At 47.8% G+C, this 6,271-nt stretch carries 5 protein-coding genes, 1 rRNA gene and 1 riboswitch; of the genes, 4 read left to right on the top strand and 2 right to left on the bottom strand.

What is annotated here, in order from left to right; genetic code table 11:
• Positions 1-26: 26 nt before the first annotated feature.
• Positions 27-1,133, bottom strand: a complete 1,107-nt coding sequence (gene trmA / locus IFO68_RS19475; RefSeq protein WP_192017456.1) for a tRNA (uridine(54)-C5)-methyltransferase TrmA — start codon at positions 1,131-1,133, stop codon at positions 27-29.
• Between the two features lie 147 nt (positions 1,134-1,280).
• A riboswitch (cobalamin riboswitch) is annotated at positions 1,281-1,506 on the top strand.
• A 43-nt stretch (positions 1,507-1,549) separates the two neighbouring features.
• On the opposite strand from trmA, the gene IFO68_RS19480 reads away from it, so the two are divergent.
• From IFO68_RS19480 to murI, 3 genes are all read left to right on the top strand, one after another.
• Positions 1,550-3,361 carry a TonB-dependent receptor domain-containing protein gene (locus IFO68_RS19480; protein WP_192017457.1) on the top strand — a complete coding sequence of 604 codons (1,812 nt, stop codon included), beginning with the start codon at positions 1,550-1,552 and terminating at the stop codon, positions 3,359-3,361.
• 39 nt (positions 3,362-3,400) lie between these two features.
• Entirely contained in the window at positions 3,401-4,072 is a 672-nt protein-coding gene (locus IFO68_RS19485; RefSeq protein ID WP_192017458.1) for an adenine nucleotide alpha hydrolase, read from the top strand.
• A gap of 84 nt (positions 4,073-4,156) precedes the next feature.
• On the top strand, positions 4,157-4,951 hold the full coding sequence (murI, locus tag IFO68_RS19490) for a glutamate racemase (protein ID WP_192017459.1): 795 nt from the start codon (positions 4,157-4,159) through the stop codon (positions 4,949-4,951).
• Here the strand turns inward: murI and IFO68_RS19495 are convergent.
• Entirely contained in the window at positions 4,932-5,375 is a 444-nt protein-coding gene (locus IFO68_RS19495) for an RNA recognition motif domain-containing protein (RefSeq protein ID WP_027251547.1), read from the bottom strand. The two genes, murI and IFO68_RS19495, sit on opposite strands and share 20 nt — an antisense overlap.
• A gap of 570 nt (positions 5,376-5,945) precedes the next feature.
• Here IFO68_RS19495 and IFO68_RS19500 point away from each other — a divergent pair.
• A 16S ribosomal RNA gene (locus tag IFO68_RS19500) occupies positions 5,946-6,271 on the top strand; the annotation flags it as partial.

Consider the following 6,271-nt stretch of genomic DNA (forward strand, 5'->3'; position numbering starts at 1 on the left):
TTTCGTTTTTGCCGTTTTCGCTTGGATTATTTACGTTCCAGCATTACACCCGCTTCCATGTGGTGGGTGTAAGGGAACTGATCAAACAGCGCAAACCGGGTAATGCGATGGGTGTGACCCAGAATCTCCAGGTTAGCTTTTAAGGTGTCCGGGTTACAGGAGATATAGACAATACGCTCATAGGCCTGAACCATGCGACAGGTATCCTCGTCCATGCCTGAGCGGGGCGGATCAACAAAAATGGTGTTGCAGTTGTAGCTGCTGAGATCAATGTTATTGTCTTTCAGGCGGCGAAACTCGCGCTGCCCTTCCATCGCCTGAGTAAATTCTTCAGCAGACATACGTATGATCTGCACATTGTCTATCTTGTTCGCTGCAATGTTGTACTGTGCCGATTCCACCGACGGCTTGGCCAGTTCTGTGGCCAGCACACGGTCAAAATTCTTTGCCAGTGCCAGCGAGAAGTTCCCGTTGCCGCAATACAGCTCCAGCAGATCTCCTTCGCTGTCCTGAGTGCAGTCTACCGCCCACTCCAGCATCTTTTGCGCCACCTCGCCGTTCGGCTGGGTAAAGCTGTTTTCAACCTGCTGATAGGTCAGTGTTTGATCGTGAACCGTCAGTTTCTCAATCACATAGTCCTGATCCAGCACGATTTTCTGTTTACGTGCACGACCGATCAGATTGAGGTTGAACCCTTCATCATTCAGCCTTTGCTTCAGGGCATTGGCTTCTGCAACCCACAGATCATCCAGTTGACGGTGATAAAGCAGGGAAACCAGAATCTCTCCGCTCAGTGTTGACAGGAAATCGACCTGGAACAGCTTATGACGCAGCGCACGGTTCGGCTTCATGGCATCTACCAGCAACGGCATCAAATCATTGATCAGACGGCTGGCTTGCGGAAACTGATCGACCCGGTACTTCTCGCGGGTTTCCTGATTGAACATGATGTAATACAGGTCTTCACCTTCATGCCAGACACGAAACTCAGTACGCATACGGTAGTGTTGAGCAGGAGAAGCGAACACCTCCAACTCCGGGGTGTCTACGTCAGCAAACAGCGCTTGCATACGCTCGGCCTTTTCGTCCAGTTGTGCTTGGTAGGTGGCGGGGTTGATTGGGGTTGCTGCCATGGTGTTGCCTCAAAACTGCTCAAAATAAGAGCGCAGATTTTATTGCATTGTTGACTGATGTCCAGTGAAAGGGGGGAGAAAAGTGCAGGCCAGATAGATTTGTCATGACTAATAGCAAACTAAACTAGACAATTCCGACCGGTAAAACTAGCATTCCGCTGCGCTGGTTTGCCTGTTCGCAGGCGGGGAATACGGTGAGAATCCGTAACTGACGCGCAGCGGTAAGAGAGAACGAAAGACACAAGGCAGATAGCCAGACACTGTTTCATCAGGCAAGCGCAACGCCGGCCAGATGAAATGGGAAGTCGTTGTCCTAGGCGGTTGTTCAACCATGCTCTCAAGTCCGAAGACCGACCAGCGAGACAGGCAGTATGGAGACTGCCCAGATTTCAACGCGATTTAAGGTATCCATGACAATGAAAAAAACGCTTTTAGCCGTGGCGTTGGCACCTTTGTGTCTGCAATCCTCGCTCGTTTCCGCCCAGACCACCACCGCCGATGAGACCATGGTGGTGACCGCCAATCGTTTTGAGCAGTCTGCCAAGAATACGATTGCATCTGTTTCTATTGTTACCAAAGAAGAAATTGATGCTATTCAGGCCAAATCCCTAACAGAAGTACTGCGTCGCTTACCAGGAGTGCAGGTTGTTGCTGGCGGTTATGGTCAGACAACTGAAGTTTTTGTGCGAGGGACTAAGTCCGCTCATTTGCTGGTACTGATTAATGGTGTGCGCATCGGTAGTGCGACATTGGGAGCGGTTGATTTCAGCCAAATACCATTAACCGGTGTTGAACGGGTTGAACTTGTACGAGGTACACGTGCTGCGCAATACGGCTCTGATGCTATCGGTGGTGTACTTAATATCATTACGGCTTACCAGCAGGGAGAGAGTCTTGCTCAGGCCACTATAGGTGGAGGCAGTAACGGCTTCTACGAATTGGGTGCTTCTTTTGCTGGTGAAATTGGAAATGCATCATGGGGCAAAGTAGCGATTAAAACGAATGGTGCAGATGGTTTTTCGGCGCGTAAAGACCCTTACGAATCAGACAATGATGGCTTCGAGCAGAGTAATGCTGTCGCTGAAATTGGTACCCACATTGATGATAACTGGACAGTCAGCTTACAAGGCTACTTTCAGGACGGCGAATCTGAGTATGACGATGGATCTTCCAAATCTGGCGCTGAGGCCGAAAACTCTCTCTATAACCTTGCCAGCCACCTAAAGTATTCAGATGAACGCTTCAACAGCGAGGTCATCTTGGCTTATAACGAAGATGAATCCGAAAATAAATTTGATTTATCTTCTGGAAGTAAAATTACCACGGATAGAACGGTTGCAGCTTGGCAAAATCATTACCAGCTGAATTCAAATGTTGATTTTGGTGGTGGCCTGGAATGGAATCGTGAAAAAGTGTCGAACTCGTTAAGCCGGTACACGGATGACAAGCGAGACAATATGGCTTTGTATGTCACGTCAATCTACCATGATGAACGTTGGTTATTTGAGGGTAGTGCCCGAACAGATGACAGCGATAGTTATGGGCGAAACAATACTTGGCAGTTGGGTGCCGCTTATCATGTAACCTCTCAAGTCCAACTTTCTGCTAATCTCGGAACTGCGTTTAAAGCACCGTCTTTTAATGATCTATATTGGCCTGGACAAGGAAATCCAGATCTTGAGCCTGAAGAGGCGCAGTCAGCAGAGTTTACGTTGCAGGGGCAGCACGAACTCTTTAATTGGGGTGTCACCTGGTATCAGAATGATGTTGATAAGTTGATCGCTTGGGCTCCTGATGCATTAGGCAACTGGATGCCTTCCAATATCAATCAAGCTGAACTGAAAGGTCTTGAGGCTATTGTAGGATTTGATACTGGCCCTATCCGTCATGATTTGAGTTATGACTTCTTAGATTCTGAAGATAAAGAAACGAAAAAGGAGCTGGCTCGTCGGTCACGTCATAGTGGTAAGTGGAACATGTCTTACTTAGCTGAACAATGGCAATTTGACTTAAGCGCCATTTACAAAGGCACAAGTTATGAGGATGCGATCAATACTCAAAAATTGGGTGCTTTTACGCTGTTTGATTTAGGTGCCAGCTATTATTTATCAGAAAATCTGACCCTGAGAGGGCGTATCGATAACCTGTTTGATGCGGATTATGAGGTGAAATCTTCATACAACGTTCAGGAACGAAGCTATTACGCTTCTGTGACCTACCAGTTCTAACCCTCAGCCGCCTTCGGGCGGCTTTTTCGTGAGGCGACAATGAAACCAAAGAAAGTGATAGTCAGTTGGTCATCCGGTAAAGATTCAACCCTGACGCTGTTGCGCTTAATAGAAAGCCCTGCCTTTGACGTTGTGGGGCTGTTTACCACTTATGTCGGTACCGAGGTGCCGTTTCAGGCAACACCAATCGCTGTGGTGCGGGCACAGGCCCGGCTGACAGGGCTCCCCTTGGTTGAGATACCGCTGCCTGACGTGTTTCCTCCGAATGACGTATATCAGGCGCTGGTGGTGGAAGCCATTCGCAATAGCGGATTGGCCGTTGAAGCCGTGGCATTTGGCGATATGTTTTGTAATGGTATTGAAACCTATCGGCGCAGTTATATTGAGCCGGCCGGCTGGCAATGTGTTTTTCCTTTGCTGGGGGAGGACAGCCAGCTGCTGGCCGAGGAAATTTTGCAACGGGGGATAAAAACGATTCTGACCACTGTGGATACCAGCCAGCTCAGCGGTGAGTTCTGCGGTAAATGGTTTAATCACTCATTACTCGCACGGTTGCCTGATGAGGTGGACCCTTGCGGAGAAGACGGCGAATTTCATACTCTGGTGGTCCATGCCCCATGTTTTTCAGGGCAGTTAGCGCTTGAACCTCTGCATATAGACAACCAAGGCCGGTTTCACCATCTTCGCTATCGGATCTCAGTACCAGACTGACAGTAAACTGATGTGTGATAGTTGGCTTTTATCTGTCAGCCAGTATGATGAGAGCTTCTATCTTGGAGCAGTCAGAAAGACGTTGTGAAAACCATCCTTATTTTTGATTCTGGTGTGGGCGGCCTCTCCGTCTATCAGGAGATATACCGCCAGCTACCACATTATCAATACATCTACGCATTTGATGATGCGGCTTTCCCTTATGGTGAGTTGGACGAGGCGGTATTGGTTGAGCGTACCCTGCACATTGTGTCGTCTCTGGTCATAAAACATAAAGCAGATCTGGTTGTGATTGCCTGTAATACCGCCAGCACTATCGTCTTGCCGCCTCTGCGGGCTGCGCTGAGTTTGCCTGTGGTTGGGGTTGTGCCTGCTATCAAGCCTGCAGCATTACTGAGTAAAACGAAAAGCCTGGGCGTGTTAGCCACACCGGCCACGGTTAAACGCCAATATACTCAGGCTTTGATCCAGGAGTTTGCTTCAGATTGCGAGGTTCATTTGCTGGGCAACACGCGTCTGGTTGAAATGGCAGAGATGAAACTACGGGGAGCTAAGGTTGATCTGGACGAGCTGACCGGGATATTGCAGCCTTGGTTTCACACGGCAATCGATACGGTTGTGCTCGGATGCACTCACTTTCCGCTGATAAAAGATGAAATCAGTAAGGTGTTTGTTCAGGCTACGAATGTGATTGACTCCGGCAGCGCGATCGCTAGCCGGGTCAATTCACTGTTGGGAGACATGGCCACAGGAAGGTCACCGCAATGGCAGAACTTGACCTATCATTCTGGTGAGAATTCCAATGTTGTGATTTTAAATCACAGTCTATTAGCCATGAACTTGGGCCGGGTAATCAGCCTTAACTATCCTCATTCTTAGGGTCGTTGGCTTCACGTACTTTTAATGTACGCTGACCAAATTCTTTCTCATTTAGCTTGCTGACAGCATAGTCAGCATCTTTGCTGCTCATAACCACAAAGCCGAAGCCCCGCCTTTTTCCTGTTCGTTTATCTTTCATCAAGCGAACAGCAAAGACCTCCCCGTACTCTGAGAATAAATCTTTAACTTCACTTTCGTTAGCACGATAGGGAAGGTTTCCGACATAGAGCGTTTTACTGCTCTGGTTTTCATCGCCCATCATATTTTCATCCTGATTCGTGTTCAGGTAATGATTGGCAAATCCGGATAAGACGGCGCCCAGTGCGAAGGCTATCGCAGCGGTAGAAGAAATGAAGCTAAATATGATGGCACCAATAAGAGTTATCAGCGCAATGATCATAGTGTGTGAGTTGGAAAATTTCATAGGCAAGCTACAGTGTCATCGATTGAAAAGTTAGAAGGCGATTTATTTAACAAATTAATCACAATTATAGTACGTGCATAGTTTTACGATTACCAGAAAGTGAATGTATTGATCGTATAATGTTGACTTAAGGCGCATATTTTTACATTAGTTGAAATTATGACCGGTTAAACATTTTTTATTAAGAAAAGGGTTGTCAGTCTTTTCCAAGTCTCTATAATGCCGCCTCACCAAGACGGGAACGGATGAAAACATCAGTTCAGTTTTGATGAAAGGCGGCACAAAGAAAGCAAATAAAAAATTGTTTGACTACTTTGTTTGATTCGTTAGAATGGCCGCCCTGTCCACGACAAGCCAATGGCAAGTCTGGCAACGCTCTTTAACAATTTGACCATGCAATCTGTGTGGGCACTCGACAATGATACAGTCATAAAAGATTTATCAGTGAACTGAGTGACCAATTGGTAGCACTTTTTATAAAAGAGTTACCGGCACAGTCAATTCGTTTCAACTTCGGTTGGAACATCAGTAATCACTGAGCCGCTTTCCTTCGGGAAGGCAACAAAACTTTAATTGAAGAGTTTGATCATGGCTCAGATTGAACGCTGGCGGCAGGCCTAACACATGCAAGTCGAGCGGCAGCGACAACATTGACCCTTCGGGCGATTTGTTGGGCGGCGAGCGGCGGACGGGTGAGTAATGCCTGGGAACATGCCTTAGTGTGGGGGATAACCATTGGAAACGATGGCTAATACCGCATAATGTCTTCGGACCAAAGCGGGGGACCTTCGGGCCTCGCGCGCTAAGATTGGCCCAGGTGGGATTAGCTAGTAGGTGGGGTAACGGCTCACCTAGGCGACGATCCCTAGCTGGTCTGAGAGGATGATCAGCCACAC

Origin of the sequence: Photobacterium arenosum, from assembly GCF_014841115.1 — a bacterium.
GTDB classification, from domain to species: Bacteria; Pseudomonadota; Gammaproteobacteria; order Enterobacterales; family Vibrionaceae; genus Photobacterium; species Photobacterium arenosum.

Bases quoted from the DNA above. Each gene is read 5' to 3' on its own strand.
- trmA (WP_192017456.1), bottom strand. From the start codon at position 1,133: ATGGCAGCAACCCCAATCAACCCCGCCACCTACCAAGCACAACTGGAC.
- IFO68_RS19480 (WP_192017457.1), top strand. From the start codon at position 1,550: ATGAAAAAAACGCTTTTAGCCGTGGCGTTGGCACCTTTGTGTCTGCAA.
- IFO68_RS19485 (WP_192017458.1), top strand. From the start codon at position 3,401: ATGAAACCAAAGAAAGTGATAGTCAGTTGGTCATCCGGTAAAGATTCA.
- IFO68_RS19495 (WP_027251547.1), bottom strand. From the start codon at position 5,375: ATGAAATTTTCCAACTCACACACTATGATCATTGCGCTGATAACTCTT.